Below are 16,832 nucleotides of genomic sequence, written 5' to 3' on the forward strand. Positions count from 1 at the left end.
TCAGCAGCAGGGTGCGGATGGGGTGGCGGCGCAGGCATCGCCCTGGCAGCAGTTCTCGGTCAGAAAGGCCAGCAGCGCGTTCATCTGCGCAAAGTCGGCACGGTAGATCAGGCTGCGGCCCTGGCGCTCTTGCGTCAGCAGGCCGGCCTGCACCAGCTCCTTGAGGTGAAACGACAGCGTGGCCGCGGGAATCTGCTGCGCCTCGGCGATCTGCCCCGGCGTGAGGCCGGTCTGGCCGGCGACTACCAGGGTGCGGAACACGCGCAGCCGGTGCGCCTGCGACAGGGCGGCCAGGGCCTTGAGTACGGTTTGTTCTTCCATTATTCGATAATTATGGAAATGATAAGCAAGTGTACGCCCCTACCACCATGCTTGGCAAGTGTGTGCGAGTGCGTCGCACCCATCGGGGTGGGGCCGGCGTCGGGAATCAAAGGCCCAACTGGTCGGCCAGCTGGTTCATGCGCTGGCTCACCTGGGCGTCCATGGCCATCGGGCGCCCCCATTCGCGCCGGGTCTCGCCGGGCCATTTGTTGGTCGCGTCCAGCCCCATCTTGCCGCCCAGGCCGCTGACGGGGAAGCAAAGTCGAGGTAGTCGATGGGGGTGTTCTCGATCAGCAGGGTGTCGCGCACCGGGTCCATGCGCGTGGTCATGGCCCAGATGACTTCCTTCAAATCGCGCGCGTCCACGTCGTCATCGACCACCACGATGAACTTGGTGTACAGAAACTGGCGCAGATGGCTCCACACGCCCATCATCACGCGCCGCGCGTGTCCGGCGTAGGCCTTCTTGATGCTGACCACCGCCATGCGGTAGCTGCAGGCCTCGGGCGGCAGGTAGAAATCGACGATCTCGGGAAAGGCACGCTGCAAGAGCGGCACGAACAGCTCGTTGAGCGCCAGGCCCAGCATGGCCGGCTCGTCCGGCGGCTTGCCGGTGTAGGTGCTGTGGTAGATCGCGTCCTCGCGCAGCGTGATGCGCTCGACGGTGAGCACGGGGAACTCGGCGCGCTCGTTGTAGTAGCCGGTGTGGTCGCCGTAGGGGCCTTCCAGCGCATGTTGCCAGCCGCTGGGGTGGTCGGCGTCGGGGTGGATGTGGCCTTCCAGCACGATCTCGGTGTGCGCGGGCACCTGCAGCGGCACGCCGATGGCAGGCGCCACTTCGGTGCGCGCGCCGCGCAGCAGGCCGGCGAACTGGTATTCGGACAGCGTATCGGGCACGGGCGTGACGGCGCCCAGGATGGTGGCGGGGTCAGCGCCGATGGCCACGGCCACCGGATACGGCACGCCGGGGTTCTGGCGGCAATGCTCGGCAAAATCGAGCGCGCCGCCGCGGTGCGCCAGCCAGCGCATGATGAGTTCGTTCTTCGACAGCAGCTGCTGGCGGTAGATGCCCAGGTTCTGCCGCGTCTTGTGCGGGCCGCGCGTGATGGTCAGGCCCCAGGTGAGCAGCGGCGCGACGTCGCCGGGCCAGCAGTGCTGGATGGGCAGCCGGCCCAGGTCCACGTCGGCGCCCTCCCAGACGATCTGCTGGCAGGGCGGGCGGCGCACGGTGGCCGGCGCCATGCTCCACAGCGTCTTGACCAGTTCGCGCCGGCCCCACAGGTCCTTCACACCGCTGGGCGGCGCGGGCTCCTTGAGCTGCGCCAGCACCTCGCCAAAGGCGCGCATCTCGGCCAGGCCCGCCACGCCCAGTGCGCGCGCCACGCGGCCCGGCGTGCCGAACAGGTTGGTCAGCACCGGCATGGCGTGGCCGGCCGGATTTTCGAACAGCAGCGCGGGGCCGCCCGCGCGCAGCACGCGGTCTGAGAGCGCCGTCATCTCCAGCTGCGGCGAGACGGGTTCGGTGATGCGGCGCAATTCACCCGCGGCCTCCAGCCGGGCCAGAAAGTCGCGCAGATCGCGGTCGGGCATGCGGGCTGGGGCAGTGGGGTGGAAGCCGTGTTCAGAAGGCGGAGCGGTGGGGACGTGTGCCGCGTTTCAGGGTGTCAGCGTGCGCGGTGCCTTGTGGATCATTTCGATCAGGGCTTTCAGGGCATCGGTGGCGGTGAATATGCCCAGCAGCGCGCCGTCGGGGTCGTTGACGATGACGCTGCCAATCTTGCGCTCGGCCATGGCCTGCGCAACATCTTCCAGCGGTGTGCCGACGCTGAACATGAGCGGGTCGAGCGCCATCAGGTCGCGCGCCTGCACCTGGTATTTTTCGGCAGCGCTCAGGCCCGACACCAGGCGCACGTCGCGGTCGGTGATGATGCCGACCACCTTGTGCTCGCGCACCACGGGCAGGTGGCGGATGTTGTGCTTGGTCATCAGTCGCTGCAGTTCGTCGATGCCCATGGCTTCGGTGGCGACCACCGGGTCGGGCGTGATGTACTTTTCGACGGGAACACTGATGGACAGCATGGCGAACCTCCTCAAATCATGCGTGGTGATCAATAACGATGGCGCAAAGGCCATGGTACATGGGCTTTGTCCCATGGTAGCTGGCGGCCCGTGGCGGGATTTCAAGCATCGGGTGGCAGTCCGGGCCAGCGCGTGTCAATGTCTTGCTCGATGCCGAGCGCATCGAGTGCCCGGGACACGCTGTGTTCGATGATGTCTTCGACCGTTCGCGGGCGCCTGTAGAAGGCGGGCACGGGTGGGCAGACGATGGCGCCCATTTCGGTGGCCGCCACCATGTTGCGCAGGTGGCCCAGATGCAACGGGGTTTCGCGTGCCAGCAGCACCAGGGGACGGCGCTCCTTCAGGGTCACGTCGGCGGCCCGGGTCAGCAGGTTGTCGGCCAGGCCATGGGCAATGGCCGCCAGCGTGCGCATCGAGCAGGGCGCCACCACCATGCCATGCGCGGCAAACGAGCCGCTGGCGATGCTGGCACCCACGTTGGTCAGGTCGTGCACCACGTCGGCCAGGGCCTGCACGTCGGCGCGCTCCATGTCCAGCTCGTGGCGCAGATTGCGCCAGCCGGCATCGGACACGACCAGATGCGATTGGACGCCCTCCATCTCGCGCAGCGCCTGCAGCAGCCGGGCGCCATAGACCGCGCCGCTGGCGCCCGAGATGCCGACGATGATGCGGCGCGGCGCGCTGCTCATCGGCGCACCGCTTCGCGGGCACCGCCCGCCAGGCCGGGCGCCAGCCGCCCCAGCACCGCGCGCGGCGTCCACTCGCGCGGGTCGAGCACGGGCAGCTCCAGCGCGTCCAGCGCGTTTTTGACCACCAGGCCGAGCTCGGTGTCGCCCTCCATCACCAGGCGGCGGTTGAAGAACAGCGTGTCCGGGTCTTGCCGCCGCTGCGCCAGCAGCAGGAAGTCCTGGGCGTTGGCGCTGATGGCCAGATCGGTTTCGGCCTGCGGTTTGCAGGGCACGAAGCGCTGGCCGTTCCATGAGAAGTCGAACGCCACGCGCGCATCGCGCACGCGGATCGCCAGACGCTGGGCGCGCAGGATGTCTTTCACGTCCTGCGGCAGCTGTTTGGCCAGGGCGAAGTTGATGGCCGTGACCAGCAGCATGGAGCCCGGGTAGGCCGGCAGGCGCGAGAGCAGCGCGCCCACGGGGGCGGGCAGGGTGAGGGGGGGGGGGGGGGTGGTGGTCATGGGGGTGCCTCTCAGTTTTTCAGGCCAGGGCAGGTTCGATCAGATCCAGCCCGGGGCGGCCATGCCAGTAGCCGTTGCAGGAGGCCTCGGGCATGAAGGGGCGCATGGCTTGCAGCGCGGCCGGGTTGGGCTGCGCGGCGCGGCGCGCGGCGTCGAACGCGGCAATGATCTTGTCGGTGTGCTGCGACTGTGGCGAGATGCGCAGGATGTCCACGCCGGCGGCGCGCAGCGATGGCAAGTCCAGCAGCAGGTTGTGCACCTTGGCCGACTGCGTCTGGATGCCGTTGATGACCAGGAAGGACTCCTTCTCGCGCGTCTGCAAGAGCTGTCCGTCGGGGTGCTCGATGCAGCGGAAGCCGCAGTCGTCCTTGGGCAGGTTGTAGTGGCGTGCGGTAAAGCAGCGCGCCGAGAAGGCCAGCGGCATGCGGCCGTAGGCGAAGACCTCGGTCTCCAGTCCTGCGGGCCGGGTCTGCAGCAACACGGCCAGGTCGCTGTGCTTCATCTCCAGCGGCATGACCCAGCGGCTGGCGCCCAGGCCGGCCATCCAGGCCAGGGAATCGGCATTGAAGAGGTTGAGCTGCGGCCCGGCTACGAAGGGCCGCTTGCCCGCCAGCTTGTGCACCGCGCCCATGTCATTGGCCTCGATCAAGAATTCTTCATCGCGCACGATCTTGTGCATGTCGGCCACGTCGCTGGTGGATTCGAGCAGCACCATGGTGGACATCACGGGTTCCTTTCCCGCATCACGCAGCATGCGGGCGATGTCCAGCCAGTCGCTCTGCTGGAGTTCGTGGCGGCGCGAGCACACCACCTCGCCCAGATAGACGATGTCCACCGGCGACTCGGCGACTTGTTGGTAGAACTCAAAAACCGTGTCGCGGTGCCAGTAGTACTGAAGGGGGCCGAGGGAAAGTTTCATGTCTGTGCTTTCGGATTTCACTCCTTCCCCCTTTGGGGGAAGGTGGGGATGGGGGCGCGCTCGATCAGGCACGGCGCTGAATCGAGCGCCGCTGGCCCCCACCCCCACCCTCCCCCAGAGGGGGAGGGAGACGTTTGCCGCGTCATTTCCAGGGTCGGTGATAAGCCCCCAGCGTGTGCTGCTGCCCCTCGGCCACCTGGTCCAGGCTGGCCATCCAGGCGGTCTTGGGGGCGTACAGATGGCCCTGCGCCATGCAATGGTCGATGGCCTCGCGCCAGACCTGGGTGACCTGGGCCACGTAGGCGGGGCTGCGCTGGCGGCCCTCGATCTTGAAGGCGCGCACGCCCATCTTCACCAGCTGGGGCAAGAGTTCCAGGGTGTTGAGGCTGGTAGGCTCTTCCAGCGCGTAGTAGTTGCTCTCGTCACCCACGTCGAAGCGGCCCTTGCACAGCGTCGGGTAGCCGGCGTTCTCGCCCTGGGCGTAGCGGTCGATGAGCACACCGTTCAGGCGCGATTCCAGGCCCCGGGGCGTCTCCTGCCAGCGCACGAACTTCGGGGGCGAGCACACGCCATGGGTGTTGGGTGATTCGCCCGTGGCGTAGGACGACAGCGCGCAGCGCCCCTCCACCATCACGCACAGGCTGCCAAAGCCAAACACCTCGATCTCGACGCCGGTGCGCTGGGTGACCTGCTTGACCTGCTCCAGCGACAGCACGCGCGGCAGCACCGCGCGCTGGATGTTGAACTGTTGCTGGTACAGGTTGATGGCGTCGGCATTCGTGGCCGAGCCTTGTACCGACAGGTGCAGGCGCAGCGCGGGGTGCCTGTCGCAGGCGTAGCGCATCAGGCCCGGGTCGGCCAGGATCACCGCGTCTATGCCCCAGGCGGCAGCGCGATCCAGCGCCGAGCGCCAGGGCGCGGGGTTGCTCGCCTGCGGATAGGTATTGAGCGCCATCAGCACCTTGCGGCGGCGCTGGTGGGCGTAGGCAATGCCGGTCTGGATGGCGGTCTCGTCGAAGTTCAGGCCGGCAAAGTTGCGCGCGTTGGTCGCGTCGCGCAGGCCCAGGTAGACGCAGTCGGCGCCGTGGTCAACGGCAGTTTTCAGGGCCGGCAGGCTGCCGGCGGGGCAGACCAGCTCGGGGGCGACGCGCGGGGCGGCAACAGGGGGGCTGGCGGTGGTGGTCAAGGTGGCATTCATGGGTCGGGCGGCGGCGATGCGTGGGGCGCCGCAAAAGCCCGCCCACCATAGGCAGCTTGCAAAGACCATGATCTGACTTCGATCAACGACTGCGCATTGACCCCGGTTGCGCGCCCGTGCCGGCGCCCGTTCACAATCGGGGGCTTTCACGCCCTCCCCCATCCCCACGACCATGACCCGCCTGATCGCCGGCCAAAGCCTGAGCGCCTGGCAGCGCCAGTTGCCGCTCTTGCGCGAGCTGCAGGCGCTGAAGGAAGTGGGCTGGTCCAACCCCGCCCTTCAACCCGCGGCCCAGGCCCTGTCCGGGGTCGGGCTCTCGGTGGCCGACATCGACGATGCGGCCGACCGCCTGCGCCGCTTCGCCCCCTACCTGGCGCAGGTGTTCGCGGCCACGCGGGCCAGCGGCGGCATCATCGAGTCGCCCCTGGTGGCCGTGCCCGCCATGCAGGGGCTGCTGGCGCAGGCGTGCGGCGTCGAAATCCCGGGGCAGCTGTGGGTCAAGCAGGACAGCGCGCTGCCGATCAGCGGCTCGATCAAGGCGCGCGGCGGCATTTACGAGGTCTTGCAGCACGCCGAGGCACTGGCCTTGGCCGCCGGCCTGATCGACCCGAACGAGGACTACCGCCAGTTCGCCACGCCGCGCCTGCGCGCGTTTTTCGGGCGGCACACGATCGCCGTCGGCTCGACCGGCAACCTGGGGCTGTCGATCGGCATCATGGGCGCGCAGCTGGGCTTTCAGGTCAGCGTGCACATGTCCAGCGACGCCCGCCCGTGGAAAAAAGAGCGCCTGCGCAGCCACGGCGTGCGGGTGGTCGAGCACGTCAGCGACTATTCGGCAGCCGTCGCCCAGGGGCGCGCCGAGGCTGCGGGTGATCCGATGAGTCACTTTGTCGACGACGAAAACTCGACGAGCCTGTTTCTGGGCTACGCGGTGGCCGCGCGCCGCCTGGCGGGGCAGCTGCAGGCGCTGGACGTGCGCGTGGACGCCTGGCACCCGCTGTTCGTGTACCTGCCCTGCGGCGTGGGCGGCGGGCCGGGCGGCGTGGCCTTTGGCCTGAAGACGGTGTTTGGCGACGCCGTGCACTGCTGGTTTGCCGAGCCCACGCACGCGCCCTGCATGCTGCTGGGACTGGCCACCGGACGCCACGACGAAGTCAGCGTGCAGGACTTCGGCATCGACAACCGCACCGCCGCCGACGGCCTGGCCGTGGGGCGTGCATCGGGCTTTGTCGGCCGGCGCATGCAGCACCTGATCGACGGCTGCTTGACGGTGGATGACGACCAGCTGTTTCGCGGCCTGTCGATGCTGCACGACAGCGAGGCGATCGAGGTCGAGCCCTCGGCTGCGGCGGGATTCCCCGGCCCGGCGCGCGTGCTGGCCGACGCGGCGTACCGCCAAGGCCTGGGCCTGACCGACGAGCGCATGGCGCGCGCCACCCACATCGTCTGGGCCACCGGCGGCAGCATGGTGCCGGCCGATGAGATGGCCGGCTACATCGACCGGGGCACGGCGCTGCGGGGCGGCGGCTGACGAATCGGGGCGGCTTTCAGCGCGCCAGCTCGGCCACCACCGCCTGGCCGATCGCCAGGCAACTGGTCAACCCCGGCGACTCGATGCCCAGCAGGTTGACCAGGCCCGCCACGCCGTGTGCGCGCGGCCCCTGGATCACGAAGTCCGCCGCCGGCTCGCCCGGGCCGGTGATCTTGGGACGCATGCCGGCGTAGCCCGGTTGCAGCGCGCCAGCGGGCAGACCGGGCCAGTAGCGGCGCACCTCGGCATAAAACACGTCGGCGCGCGCGGGATCGACCTGCATGTCGTCGGGCGAATCGACCCACTGCACATCGGGGCCAAATTTGGCCTGCCCGCCCAGGTCGAGCGTGAGGTGCACGCCCAGGCTGGGCGAGTCACGCTCGACCACGGGGTAGATCAGGTGCTTGAAAGGCGCGCGGCCACCCAGCGTGAAGTAATTGCCCTTGGCCCAGCGCGTGGGCAGGGGCGGCCGCAGCGCGGGCGCCAGGCCCTGCGTGGCGTGCGCCAGCGCGATGGCACCCAGGCCGGCGGCGTTGACGACCTGGCGCGCGTGCAGGCGCAGACCGTCAGATACTATTATTTCAATAGCTTCTTGCGCTTGTCCAGCAAGCGCTGCAAGCTGCTTTGCCGTGGAATGCGTGGCCAGCACGCCGCCGGCGTTCTCCACGTCGCCCAGCAGCGAGAGCATCAGGGCGTGGCTGTCGATGATGCCGGTCGAGGGCGAGCGCAAGGCGGCCTGGCAGTCGAGCTGCGGCTCCAGCGCCAGTGCCGCGCCGCGCGAGAGCCATTGCAGGTCGGCCACACCGTTGGCGCGGGCGCGCGCCTCGATCGCGCGCAACTCGGCCACCTGCGCGGCGTTGGCCGCCACGATCAGCTTGCCGCAGCGCCGGTGCGCAATGCCGCGCTCGGCGCAGTAGGCGTACAGCAGGTCGCGCCCCGGCACGCACAGGCGCGCCTTCAGCGATCCTGCCGGGTAATAGATGCCGGCGTGGATGACCTCGCTGTTGCGCGCGCTGGTCTGCGTGCCGAAGGTCTCGGCAGCCTCCAGCACCAGCACCTCGCGCCCCGCCAGCGCCAGCGCGCGCGCCACCGCCAGGCCAACGACGCCGGCGCCGATGACCACGGTATCGACTTTCTCCACGCTCATGCTTCGAACCCTTCGATGACGCGCGCCGCGTTCTCGCCCAGCTCGGCCGCCGCGTAGCCGCCCTCCAGTATGAACGCGGTGGGCAGGCCGACCCGCGCCAGGCGCTGGCCCAGCCGCGTGAAGTCGCCGGCCTGCAGCGCAAAGGTGCTGATGGGATCGCCCGCAAAGGTGTCCAGCCCCAGCGACACCACCAGCGCATCCGCTCCATGCTGCCCGATGCGCGCGCAGGCCTGCTCCAGCGCGTCGAACCACGCGGCCACGCTGGCGCGCGCCGGCAGCGGCAGGTTCAGGTTGAAGCCCTGCCCCGCCCCGGCGCCGGTCTCGTCCGCATGGCCCAGGTAAAACGGGTATTCGGTGCGCGGATCGCCATGGATGCTGACGAACAGCACGTCGGCGCGCTCGTAAAAAATGGCCTGCGTGCCGTTGCCGTGGTGATAGTCCACGTCCAGCACCGCCACGCGCGCCGCGCCGCCCGCGCGCAAGCCCTGCGCGCAGACGGCGGCGTTGTTGATGAAGCAATAGCCGCCCATGAAGTCGGGCCCCGCGTGGTGGCCGGGCGGGCGCGTGGCGCAGAACACCGCGCGCTCGCCGCCCCGCAGCGCGTGCGCGGCGCTCGCGGCGGCGTCGGCTGCGGCCTTGGCCGCCGCCCAGGTGCCGGCCGCCATGGGACTGCCGTTGTCCATCGAATAAAGCCCCAGGCGCGCGACGAAGTTGGCCGGCTCCACATCGCTGCGCAGCGTGCGCACCGGCCACACGCTGGGAAAGGGTTGCACCTGGGCGTTGGCGGCGTCCAGCGCCAGCCATTGGTCCCAGGCCGTGCGCAGAAAGTCGAGGTAGCGCGGCGCGTGCACCTCACCCAGCAGCGGCGCGCTGTCCGCCGTGGGCGGGCGCAGCGCGTGGCCGTGGGCACGCAAGGCGTCTTCGACAAAGCGCGCGCGCGTGGGGTTCTCGAAGCAGGGCACGCGCTGGCCGCGAAAGAATTCGTGCTCCGGCGCGTGCAGCGCCTGCTCGGCGGTGGTAAAGCTGATCATGGTGACAACGATGAACCCGGTTTGCGTGCGCGGCGGGCAAGGAGGGCGACCTCCCAGCCGAAGCCCGACGCGAGGCCTTTCAAGCGCCATGATAGGGGTCGACACCGCGGCTTGCGCCGCCGGCCGATTGCAAGGCCGCACGGGCGCACACCGGCGGATACAGATTTTGTGATTCGCGCGTTGACAGCGCACCGCCTTGGGGCCACTGTGAGCCGTGGCGCAGCCGGAGCACGCGCCAAGGCACGCGAGAAAGGAACGCCCCATGGTGCGACAACATCCTGCGGCAAAAGGCGCCACGCCCGCCACCGCCATCCATGCGCGCGCGCTGGGCGCTTGCGACCCGGCGGAGCGCTTCGAGGTCGTGCTGATGCTGCGCCGCGCCGATGAAGCGGGCTTTCGCAGCCTGGTGAGCCGACTGGAGGCGGGCGACCCCGACGCCCGCCCCGTCTCGCGCGACGAGTACGAGCAACGCCACGGCACCGCGGCGCAGGATGTGCAGCAGGTGCTCGAATTCGCCCGCGCGCACGGCCTGCGCGTCGTGCACCAGGACCCGCGCTCACGACGCGTGGTGCTGTCGGGCACGGTGGCGCAGTTCAACGCCGCCTTCGGCGTGCAGTTGCAGCACTTCGAGCAGCGGGACGGCGCGGTGCTGCGGCACTTTCGCCAGCATGCCGGCGCGGTGCGGCTGCCGGACGCGCTGCAGGGCGTGGTCACGGCGGTGCTGGGTCTGGACGACCAGGCCAAGGCGGCTCCGCACTTTCGCCTGGGCCCTCCGCTGAGCCCGGCCTTCAGGCCCGCACGCGCCGGAGGGCAAAGCTTCACGCCCCTGCAGGTGGCGCAGCTCTACGGTTTTCCGCCCGGCGACGGCAAGGGGCAGTGCATCGGATTGATCGAGCTGGGTGGCGGCTACCTCGCGTCCGACCTCTCCGCGTATTTCAGGCAACTGGGGGTGCCGGCGCCGCAGGTGGTGGCCGTGTCGGTCGATGGCGCCCAGCCCGACGCGGGCGGCGACCCCAACGGCCCCGACGGCGAAGTGACGCTGGACATCGAGATTGCCGGCGCCCTGGCGCCAGCCGCCACGCTGGCCGTGTACTTCGCGCCCAACTCCGAGGCCGGCTTTGCCGATGCCATCAGCCAGGCCCTGCACGACAAGACGCACCAACCCTCGGTGCTGTCGATCAGCTGGGGCGCGCCCGAGGCCCGCTGGTCGGCGCAAGCCCTCGGCGCGCTGGACGATGCGCTGCAAACCGCCGTGGCCCTGGGTGTCACGGTCTGCGCCGCGGCGGGCGACAGCGGCTCCGGCGACGGCATGGGCGATGGCGCGAGCCATGTGGACTTCCCGGCCTCCAGCGCGCACGCGCTGGGCTGCGGCGGCACGCGGCTGCTCGCCACCGCCGGGCGCATCGCCCGCGAAACGGTGTGGAACGATGCGAGCGCCGGCGCCACCGGCGGCGGCATCAGCGCCAGCGTGCCGCTGCCGCCCTGGCAGCGCGGCCTGGTGGCCCACGGCGGCGGCAAGACCCAGGCGCTGGCGCGCCGTGGCGTGCCCGACGTGGCCGCCAACGCCGACCCGAGCACCGGCTACGTGGTGCGCATCGGCGGCACCGACATGCCCATCGGCGGCACCAGCGCCGTGGCGCCCCTGTGGGCAGCGCTCATCGCGCGCATCAATGCGGCGCGCGGCCAGCCGGCGGGCTTCGTCAACGCGACGCTGTATGCGCATGCGCAGGCCTTCAACGACATCACGCAAGGCGGCAACGGCAGCTACGCCGCCGCCGCCGGCTGGGATGCCTGCACCGGCCTGGGCTCGCCGCGCGGCATGCAGGTGGCGGCCGCGCTGGGCGCGTCGCAGCCTGGCGCCAGCACCGCACCCGCTCAACCATCGAAGAAGGAGAACAACATGGGCACGACCGCCGCACCGTCCGGCTCCAAAGACCAGCCGCTGTTCGACCCCACCGCCTACGGCAACGGCCCCGACGACGCCGTGAGCGACGCCAGCGAGAACGCGGCCATCACCCACCACAGCGTGCGCATCGGCGGCCAGACCATCGCCTACGTGGCGACCGCCGGGCACCTGGTCGCGGTGGACCCAAGCAGCTCGCAGCCCAGCGCCAAGTTCTTCTACGTGGCCTTCACGCGCCCCGGGGTCAAGCCCGAAACGCGCCCGCTCACCTTCTTCTACAACGGCGGGCCGGGTTCTTCGTCGGTGTTCGTGCTGCTGGGTTCGTTCGCGCCGCGGCGCATCAAGACCTCGATGCCCGGCTTCACGCCGCCCGCGCCCTACGCCATGGAGGACAACCCCGACAGCCTGCTCGATGAAAGCGACCTGGTGTTCATCAACCCGGTGGGCACCGGCTATTCGGCCGCCGTGGCGCCGCGGCACAACCGCGAGTTCTGGGGCGTGGACCAGGACGCCGATTCGATCAAGCAATTCATCAAGCGCTACCTGACGGCCAATGACCGCTGGAACTCGCCCAAGTTCCTGTTCGGCGAGTCCTACGGCACGGCGCGCAGCTGCGTGCTGGCCTATCGGCTGCATGAGGACGGCGTGGACCTGAACGGCGTGACGCTGCAATCGTCCATCCTCGACTACACCCAGGCCGGCAACCCCATGGGCGCGCTGCCCACCGCCGCGGCCGACGCCTGGTATCACCACCGCCTGGGCCTCAAGCCGGCGCCCACCAACCTGAATGCCTTTGCCGATCAGGTGGCCCAGTTCGCCCGCACCGGGTACGCGCAGGCGCTGCGCAAATTCCCCGCCCCCGGCAATGCGGCGGTGGCGGCCGCGCTCAAGCAGATGGCGCAATACACCGGCATCGACACGCAGACGCTCAGCAGCTGGAGCATGGACATCGCGGCTTACGACAACCGCGGCCATTCGCTGTTCCTGATCACGCTGCTGAAGGACCAGGGGCTGGCCGTGGGTGCCTATGACGGCCGCGTGACGGCCATAAACACCGGCATCGCCGGCAACATCGACCCCAACTCGGGCGGCAACGACCCCACCATGACAGCGGTGTCCGGCGTGTACACGGCCATGTGGAACCACTACCTGAACGACGAGCTGAAGTTCACCTGCAACTCGTCCTTCACCGACCTGAACGACCAGGCTTTCCAGAACTGGGACTTCGGCCACATCGACCCCACGGGCGCGCAAAAGGGCGTGGACGCCCGGGGCAACGTCATCCTGTGCACGGCCGGCGACCTGGCGGCGGTGATGTCGCTCAACCCCGACCTCAAGGTGCTGTCGGCCAACGGCTACTACGACTTCGTCACGCCCTTCTACCAGACCATCATGGACCTGCAGAAGATGCCGCTTCAGAGCCAGGCCATCCGCAACAACCTCAATGCGACCTTCTACCCCTCGGGCCACATGATCTACCTGGATGGCGGCTCGCGCACCGCGCTCAAGGCCGACCTGGCGCGGATGTACCGCAGCGCCGTCGCCAACCGGCCCGCGCTGGCGCGCGTGCGCGCGCTGCAGGCCAGGACCCGGGTGGCCATGGCCGGCTGATGCCGGCCGTTGATGCGCCCGGATGCAGCCTCAAGCGCGCGGCCGTCCTCAAGCGTCAAGCTCGGACGCGACTTGTGCGCGCAGCGTGGCGTATGGCGCCGGCATCTGCTCGAGCAGGTAGCGCTCGACGCGCCGCGAGGGATCGGCATACAGCGCGTGCAGGGTCTTGACGCAACCGCGGTATGCGCGCACCGGCCCGCTCGCATCCGAGTACACGAACCCGCGGTAGCCCAGCGCAGGCGGCTCGGCGCCCCCGCTTCGGCTCAGCTCAAGCTGGCCCTGGAGTTGCAGCAACTCGTCGCCCTGGGACTCGTCGAGTTCCCAGCACGGATTGGGCCGACCGCTGAACACATCAAGCTCGACCCGCATCGTGCGTCATCCGCCTTCAGTTGATCACCACCGAGCGGCCCGCGTAGAAGTAGCCGCAAAACTCGGTATAGGGGCCGCGGTTGCAGGTCTCGGGGTTCACGATCAGCACGTTGCTGTTGTCCACGTTGCGCGCGGCGGTGCTGCCCGGCTTGTGACCCCAGAAGCCGCCGCGCTGATGCCGGTACCAATGGTAGTCCCAGCCGGGGGCGATCACCAGCGCCATCAGCCGGCGCGGGTACTCCGAGGGCGGCAGGCACTGGCAGCGCTTGACCAGGCCGTCGGCCATCGCGGCCGTGGTGACGTTGGGGCAAGCCATGGTGTGGGTCATGGCGCCGTGCGCCCGGCCCGGCTGCGCGAAGGTGTCGGTGCGCCAGTTGCGCGCGTAGTTGTAGCAGTTGTTGTAGGGCTGCACGGCCGGGCGGTTCCAGAAGGCCGGGTTGAACTTGCTGACCTCGTACTGGCAGCGCTCGCATTTTTCGTCGTGGATCGTGGTGCGCAGCGAGCTGGGGCGTGGCGTCGGCTGGGGTGGGCGCGGATGCGGCAGATCGCCGAGATGGCGCTCCAGCCACTCCAGCATGTGGTCACGCAGTTCGCGCGACAGCGGCGTGATCGCGTGCTCCACCTGGTGAATGCGCGGGGACACCGGCATCGTTTCAATCAGGCCCCGGGCAAGGACGCCCGAGGCCTTCAGGTCCGCGCTGGCGGTGGACGCAAGCGCGAACGACTGCGGCACGCCCCGCGGACGCACCGGGTCGTCGGCCATGAAGCTGACGCGCACCTCACGCAAGCCAAGCCCCGTGAAACCCGTGCCCGGCTTGGCCAGTGCACCCTTGGCCTCGGCGATCGCTCCGATGAGCCGCTTCGTCTCGGCCTCGTCGGTGAGCATCCAGACCGGATTGGGCCGGCCGGAGAAGACGTCGATCTCGATTCTCAACATGGCTTATCCTCCGTTGCATTGTTTGGCACCCGACCCGCACGCCGCTTGTGTCGGCGACGCCGCGCAGCCCGGCGGCTCAGGACTCGATCACCGGCGCCGGCGGACAGCAGCGGTATTCCTGCGATTGCTCCAGCAGCGCGATCTGCTTTTGCAGCAAGGCGTTCTCCAGTTGCTTGCGCTCGATGTCGAGCTCGATCAACTGCAGGCGCGTGGACTCGCACACGTTGCACTCGTCCAGGCAGCCCTTGACCAGCACGCCGGGCGTGGGCAGCGAGGACTGGCGCGTGAAGGAGTAGCGCTTCTGCGCATCAGCCGACACCGTGCCGCTCTTGTCCAGCAGCCCCGCATTGACCAGGCTGTCCCGCACCTGCTTGATCGCCTGCGCCCGCGTGGCGATCGCCAGCACCGGGATTTGCTGGCGCAGCGCCGCGCCGGCGGCCAATCGGTCGCTGCCTTCGACTTGGGTGGCCGCTTCCAGGTAGCTCGCGCGGCGATTGGCGTCGGTCGACAGGACGTTGTTGGACAGCACGCCCACGCCGGTGCTGGGGTCCAGCGGGGTGGCCGCGACGCGCGTGAAGTCGCTGGCCGGGTCGGTGTCCATCATGGCGCGCAGGTCCACCGATTCGAGCGTGTAGCTGATGGTCTGCGTCTTGTTGATCTGGTAGAAGTAGAACGTGAGGGCGTGGCAGTCGTTGCCGTTCTGGAACTCGCGCGAGGCCGATTCGTAATGGTCCTGCGATTCGCTTTCGGTGTGGGTGCGGCTTTGCGCCTCGCCGATCGACACGCTGGAGGCCTTGCGCACGCCCATTTCGGCAGCCTTGGACGACGATTGCGCGTGCGCGCTGTGCTCGCCCAGAAAGTCCGACACCGAGTTGGCGTCGAAGTTGCCGCTCATGCTGGCCGAGCCGCCCAGGCCGAAGATGTTGACCCCGGCGTCGGCCTTGCCGTCCACGTGCGAGTGCGACTGGTTGCTGGAGTGCGCGGTGTCGCGCGAGTTGACGTCGAACAGCGAGTCGCTCATCTGCTGCATGAAGAAGGACTCTTCCGACGACTGCGAATTGCGATAGCCGAACTTGCTCTCGGTGTCGAAGGTGAACTTGCTGCGGCGGTCCGAGGTGAACAGGCGCACCTTCTCGCCCGGAAGCAAGGTGGTGGTGTAGAGCAGGTCGCCCAGCGCCAGCGGCCCGCGGCAGCGCTTCAGGTGAAAGTGCAGCTTGACCTCGACCGGGATGGGTGCCGGCGCGACGGTGCCGGGCCGCCCGGCCACCGTCGTCCACGAAGTCAGGCGGTAGAAAAAGTCCAGTTCATCGCAGACATCGTCTGGCGCCAGGTCCGGGCAGCAGGCCACGGTGGAGGGTTTGTCGTTGGTCGAGGTGGCCATGGTGTTGCTCCGGTCATGCGATGAAAGGACACGCGTTGCGAACGAGCGGCGCGCTGCGGGTGTGCGCTTCAGAAAATGATGGGCACCGAAACCACGCGGCAACGCCAGTCGTACGAGACGCCCGGCGCCGGGGCGCCGCCCGGCTGCCACGCGTACACGGTGATCTGCAGGTCCGTGTTCAAGGTGCCGGGCGCGGGGCCGACCGTGTGGTAGTCGGTGGTCAGGAAGAACGGGCTGGCGCCGCGCGCGGTGGCCACGACGTTGGCCGGGTAGGCAAACACGAAGCTCGACCAGCACAGGACGTCGCTGAGCAAAAAGGTCTGCTGGCCATTGGCGCCCGTCCAACCGGCACCGTCCACGTCCAGCAGGTTCGCGTCGCTACAGCTCTTGCCCGGGAGGAAGATGCTGCGCCAGGTCGTGCTGCCGTCGGCGGAGGTGCTTGAGCTGACCGGATAGCGGAACTTGATGATCTGCTGCGGGCTGGCATCGATCTCATGCCCCGCCAGCGCCTCGAGCTGCTTCTTGAGTTCGGCCAATTTCTTGGGGTCGTCCAGTTTCGTGCTCATGACTTTCTCCTTCAACCGCCACCGCGGAAGATTCCTTTTTTCAACAAACCCGGCAGGTCGCGCGCGTCCACGGGCTGGATGTTGCGGCCGCCGGCAAACGAATAGGCCATGCCGGTGACGGGGCCACGCACCACGATGGGTGCGGCGCCCAGGTAGCGCAGCGGGACGCCCGCGCGGGGCGGCGCGATCGTCCGCGCCTGCACACCGGGCCAGGTCCGTGCCGGCGCGGTCGAGGTTGCCGCTTGACTAGCTTTCAGGGCCATCCGTCCTTGTCCGCAACAGCTCATGGTTGTTCTCCGGAAAGTTCAGGGGATCGCCGGGCCACGGCGGGCGCCCCGCGCCGATGCGCTCGAGCAGGCAGGCCGCGCCCGACAGCGCCAGCCAGGCCAGGACCCAACCAGCCACCGAGTGCGCGAGGGCCAAGGCAAACGGCATGGCCACCCACAGCGACAGGCACTGAAAGCAGTCCATCAGGGCGCCCAGGCCGCCGGCCCCCAGCCGCATGCGCAGCCGCAGCACCAGCGCGCCCGGGCCATCTTCCTCGGCCAGCAGGTGCGTGACCCGCCAGGTCGCGAGCGCAGCCAGCGCGAACGTCAGCCAGGAATCGAGCAGGGTCACGACCGTCGTCCATCGCGGGGAGTTGCCGTCGG

At 69.1% G+C, this 16,832-nt stretch carries 16 protein-coding genes and 1 pseudogene; 2 read left to right on the forward strand and 15 right to left on the reverse strand.

Translation table 11 applies throughout. The annotated features are described in order from the left end of the window. The 7 genes and pseudogenes from U1F38_RS09140 to U1F38_RS09170 all read right to left on the reverse strand — a co-directional run bounded on the left by U1F38_RS09140 (nt 1) and on the right by U1F38_RS09170 (nt 5,706). A complete protein-coding gene (locus tag U1F38_RS09140) occupies nt 1-321 on the reverse strand; it encodes an ArsR/SmtB family transcription factor (RefSeq protein WP_409986740.1) in 321 nt (106 codons plus the stop codon). A 106-nt stretch (nt 322-427) separates the two neighbouring features. Next, a pseudogene (ubiD, locus tag U1F38_RS09145) lies at nt 428-1,911 on the reverse strand (4-hydroxy-3-polyprenylbenzoate decarboxylase). A 66-nt stretch (nt 1,912-1,977) separates the two neighbouring features. Beyond that, the gene (locus U1F38_RS09150; RefSeq protein WP_409986741.1) at nt 1,978-2,400 is read right to left on the reverse strand and encodes a CBS domain-containing protein; all 423 of its coding nucleotides are present in this window, start codon (nt 2,398-2,400) and stop codon (nt 1,978-1,980) included. 101 nt (nt 2,401-2,501) lie between these two features. Next, nucleotides 2,502-3,089 (reverse strand): UbiX family flavin prenyltransferase, encoded by a 588-nt coding sequence (locus U1F38_RS09155; protein WP_409986742.1) that lies wholly within the window; start codon nt 3,087-3,089, stop codon nt 2,502-2,504. Next, on the reverse strand, nt 3,086-3,589 hold the full coding sequence (locus U1F38_RS09160; RefSeq protein WP_409986743.1) for an SCP2 domain-containing protein: 504 nt from the start codon (nt 3,587-3,589) through the stop codon (nt 3,086-3,088). The genes U1F38_RS09155 and U1F38_RS09160 overlap by 4 nt, the downstream gene beginning before the upstream one ends. 19 nt (nt 3,590-3,608) lie before the next feature. After that, complete coding sequence (locus tag U1F38_RS09165) at nt 3,609-4,508, reverse strand: U32 family peptidase (protein ID WP_409986744.1); 900 nt, start codon at nt 4,506-4,508, stop codon at nt 3,609-3,611. Between the two features lie 142 nt (nt 4,509-4,650). Continuing rightward, entirely contained in the window at nt 4,651-5,706 is a 1,056-nt protein-coding gene (locus U1F38_RS09170) for a peptidase U32 family protein (RefSeq protein WP_409986745.1), read from the reverse strand. Nucleotides 5,707-5,878: 172 nt separating this feature from the next. On the opposite strand from U1F38_RS09170, the gene U1F38_RS09175 reads away from it, so the two are divergent. Further along, nucleotides 5,879-7,237, forward strand: coding sequence for a D-serine ammonia-lyase (locus tag U1F38_RS09175; RefSeq protein ID WP_409986746.1), 1,359 nt, complete (start codon nt 5,879-5,881; stop codon nt 7,235-7,237). Nucleotides 7,238-7,253: 16 nt separating this feature from the next. On the opposite strand, the gene U1F38_RS09180 is transcribed toward U1F38_RS09175, so the two are convergent. Both U1F38_RS09180 and U1F38_RS09185 read right to left on the reverse strand, forming a co-directional pair. Further along, nucleotides 7,254-8,384 carry an NAD(P)/FAD-dependent oxidoreductase gene (locus U1F38_RS09180; protein WP_409986747.1) on the reverse strand — a complete coding sequence of 377 codons (1,131 nt, stop codon included), beginning with the start codon at nt 8,382-8,384 and terminating at the stop codon, nt 7,254-7,256. Then, on the reverse strand, nt 8,381-9,415 hold the full coding sequence (locus U1F38_RS09185) for a histone deacetylase family protein (RefSeq protein WP_409986748.1): 1,035 nt from the start codon (nt 9,413-9,415) through the stop codon (nt 8,381-8,383). Before U1F38_RS09185 ends, U1F38_RS09180 begins: the two co-directional genes overlap by 4 nt. A 262-nt stretch (nt 9,416-9,677) precedes the next feature. On the opposite strand from U1F38_RS09185, the gene U1F38_RS09190 reads away from it, so the two are divergent. Beyond that, on the forward strand, nt 9,678-12,929 hold the full coding sequence (locus U1F38_RS09190; protein WP_409986749.1) for a protease pro-enzyme activation domain-containing protein: 3,252 nt from the start codon (nt 9,678-9,680) through the stop codon (nt 12,927-12,929). Between the two features lie 48 nt (nt 12,930-12,977). Here U1F38_RS09190 and U1F38_RS09195 read toward each other — a convergent pair whose 3' ends face one another. The 6 genes from U1F38_RS09195 to U1F38_RS09220 all read right to left on the reverse strand — a co-directional run bounded on the left by U1F38_RS09195 (nt 12,978) and on the right by U1F38_RS09220 (nt 16,800). Next, a complete protein-coding gene (locus U1F38_RS09195; protein ID WP_409986750.1) occupies nt 12,978-13,298 on the reverse strand; it encodes a hypothetical protein in 321 nt (106 codons plus the stop codon). Nucleotides 13,299-13,314: 16 nt separating this feature from the next. Beyond that, nucleotides 13,315-14,235: a hypothetical protein gene (locus tag U1F38_RS09200; protein ID WP_409986751.1), complete on the reverse strand. Its 921-nt coding sequence runs from the start codon at nt 14,233-14,235 to the stop codon at nt 13,315-13,317. 76 nt (nt 14,236-14,311) lie between these two features. After that, the gene (locus U1F38_RS09205; RefSeq protein ID WP_409986752.1) at nt 14,312-15,616 is read right to left on the reverse strand and encodes a hypothetical protein; all 1,305 of its coding nucleotides are present in this window, start codon (nt 15,614-15,616) and stop codon (nt 14,312-14,314) included. A gap of 68 nt (nt 15,617-15,684) precedes the next feature. Beyond that, on the reverse strand, nt 15,685-16,182 hold the full coding sequence (locus tag U1F38_RS09210; RefSeq protein WP_409986753.1) for a hypothetical protein: 498 nt from the start codon (nt 16,180-16,182) through the stop codon (nt 15,685-15,687). A gap of 11 nt (nt 16,183-16,193) precedes the next feature. Next, the gene (locus U1F38_RS09215) at nt 16,194-16,445 is read right to left on the reverse strand and encodes a hypothetical protein (RefSeq protein ID WP_409986754.1); all 252 of its coding nucleotides are present in this window, start codon (nt 16,443-16,445) and stop codon (nt 16,194-16,196) included. After that, nucleotides 16,429-16,800, reverse strand: a complete 372-nt coding sequence (locus tag U1F38_RS09220; protein ID WP_409986755.1) for a hypothetical protein — start codon at nt 16,798-16,800, stop codon at nt 16,429-16,431. Before U1F38_RS09220 ends, U1F38_RS09215 begins: the two co-directional genes overlap by 17 nt. Nucleotides 16,801-16,832: the final 32 nt, after the last annotated feature.

This window comes from Ottowia sp. (assembly GCF_046348305.1).
GTDB lineage: Bacteria > Pseudomonadota > Gammaproteobacteria > Burkholderiales > Burkholderiaceae_C > Ottowia.

Coding starts and splice junctions, on each gene's coding strand:
- U1F38_RS09140 (WP_409986740.1), bottom strand. CDS start 321: ATGGAAGAACAAACCGTACTCAAGGCCCTGGCCGCCCTGTCGCAGGCG.
- U1F38_RS09150 (WP_409986741.1), bottom strand. CDS start 2,400: ATGCTGTCCATCAGTGTTCCCGTCGAAAAGTACATCACGCCCGACCCG.
- U1F38_RS09155 (WP_409986742.1), bottom strand. CDS start 3,089: ATGAGCAGCGCGCCGCGCCGCATCATCGTCGGCATCTCGGGCGCCAGC.
- U1F38_RS09160 (WP_409986743.1), bottom strand. CDS start 3,589: ATGACCACCACCCCCCCCCCCCCCCTCACCCTGCCCGCCCCCGTGGGC.
- U1F38_RS09165 (WP_409986744.1), bottom strand. CDS start 4,508: ATGAAACTTTCCCTCGGCCCCCTTCAGTACTACTGGCACCGCGACACG.
- U1F38_RS09170 (WP_409986745.1), bottom strand. CDS start 5,706: ATGAATGCCACCTTGACCACCACCGCCAGCCCCCCTGTTGCCGCCCCG.
- U1F38_RS09175 (WP_409986746.1), top strand. CDS start 5,879: ATGACCCGCCTGATCGCCGGCCAAAGCCTGAGCGCCTGGCAGCGCCAG.
- U1F38_RS09180 (WP_409986747.1), bottom strand. CDS start 8,384: ATGAGCGTGGAGAAAGTCGATACCGTGGTCATCGGCGCCGGCGTCGTT.
- U1F38_RS09185 (WP_409986748.1), bottom strand. CDS start 9,415: ATGATCAGCTTTACCACCGCCGAGCAGGCGCTGCACGCGCCGGAGCAC.
- U1F38_RS09190 (WP_409986749.1), top strand. CDS start 9,678: ATGGTGCGACAACATCCTGCGGCAAAAGGCGCCACGCCCGCCACCGCC.
- U1F38_RS09195 (WP_409986750.1), bottom strand. CDS start 13,298: ATGCGGGTCGAGCTTGATGTGTTCAGCGGTCGGCCCAATCCGTGCTGG.
- U1F38_RS09200 (WP_409986751.1), bottom strand. CDS start 14,235: ATGTTGAGAATCGAGATCGACGTCTTCTCCGGCCGGCCCAATCCGGTC.
- U1F38_RS09205 (WP_409986752.1), bottom strand. CDS start 15,616: ATGGCCACCTCGACCAACGACAAACCCTCCACCGTGGCCTGCTGCCCG.
- U1F38_RS09210 (WP_409986753.1), bottom strand. CDS start 16,182: ATGAGCACGAAACTGGACGACCCCAAGAAATTGGCCGAACTCAAGAAG.
- U1F38_RS09215 (WP_409986754.1), bottom strand. CDS start 16,445: ATGGCCCTGAAAGCTAGTCAAGCGGCAACCTCGACCGCGCCGGCACGG.